Below are 1240 nucleotides of genomic sequence, written 5' to 3'. Positions count from 1 at the left end.
CACTCAATTTGGGATTCGACAGGTAAGCGCGCTTTGATCTTGTGGTGTGACTCTTCCAACCTGACAGAGAAAGAGCTGCAGCTGTGGCGTCCTGAAGCTGCTTGGCAGAGGCTTTCTCATTCAGAAAAGAGCTATGCGCTCAGCAAACCCCTGCTTAAGTTATGTCACAGTTTACAGCTTATCCAACTCAATCAACCGGACTCCGCGCGAGCACATATCGATAGCAGCTGTAGCAATGAGTTTTCTGAGAACGACATCGAGGCGTTCTTCTTAATGGCACTGTGTTACCAATCGCTGGGTGTGCAAGAGAAGGTTGAGCAGATAACACGCCAACTCGACACATTGCTAAAAACCGACAGCAGCGGTCTTGCACTTCTGCAGCGAATAGCACTCCAACAAGCAGACAACTTCGCGCTGCCTCCGCTCAATAAAAGTGCGCCTGCTACTGTGAGCTAATCGAGCTGATCGAATTTACCGAGCTTACAAAAAATGAACCGCTAACGACAGGATGTCTTCATGCAATACGACGGTATTCAAACCCTAATACAGCGCTTTTTCACCGTTTTGGGCTGCTGGTTGTTATTGGCGCTGCCCAACGCACTGCTGGCTGAGGAGCACTTTCAGACCCTAGATGCTCAACCTTTCGCGACTCAAGCATCAACATCCACTCAAGCAACAGCAAACACTCACTCACCGAATCAAGTCGTGCTTAGGGTTGGTCTACCTGCCTACGATATGGTGCCTTATAGTTATCAACATCAGACTCAGGCTGGCAACACTGTCACCGAGGGGCTATTGATCACCATGCTAGAGCGAGTCTCAGCCAACGTAGGATTTGATTATGAGATCTATCTCTACCCAACCTTCAGTGCTGTATTGCAAGCCTTTGAGCAAGGTGAACTCGATTTGTTGGTCGGTGTTTCAGCCACAAAAGAGCGTCAAGAATATATGGCGTTCAGTGAGCCGATGTTTTCAATCCGTCGCGCTGTCATCACCCAACAACAAACGGTTAATCAACTGAGTGATCTCGCGACCGCGAATCTTGCTTTAGAAAAAGGCTTCGCACTGAATGAGCTGCTTCCTAGTCTTCTGCCCGATAGTCGAGTGACGACCTTAAATAGTACGCAAGCCGCGTTTTCAGCCATCAAAGAGAATCGCGTTGATGCCTACATCGGTGATGCTCTTGCCCTTTCAGCATTGCTACGCGAGCAGCCTCAAGAGTCATTAATGCTGTCTCTAT

The 1240-nt window shown here is 48.7% G+C and carries 1 protein-coding gene and 1 pseudogene; both read left to right on the top strand.

Annotated features, from left to right (window positions below; all coding sequences use genetic code 11):
- Window positions 1-456: pseudogene (locus KIV40_RS34820) on the top strand (response regulator); the annotation flags it as partial.
- 60 nt (window positions 457-516) lie between these two features.
- The coding region (locus KIV40_RS34815) for a transporter substrate-binding domain-containing protein (RefSeq protein ID WP_285354030.1) at window positions 517-1240 on the top strand (724 nt) is incomplete at its 3' end.

The organism is Vibrio sp. D173a (genome assembly GCF_030248475.1).
The sequence above is the reverse complement of the archived record's forward strand: the minus strand, read 5'-3'. Positions and strand labels throughout refer to the sequence as shown.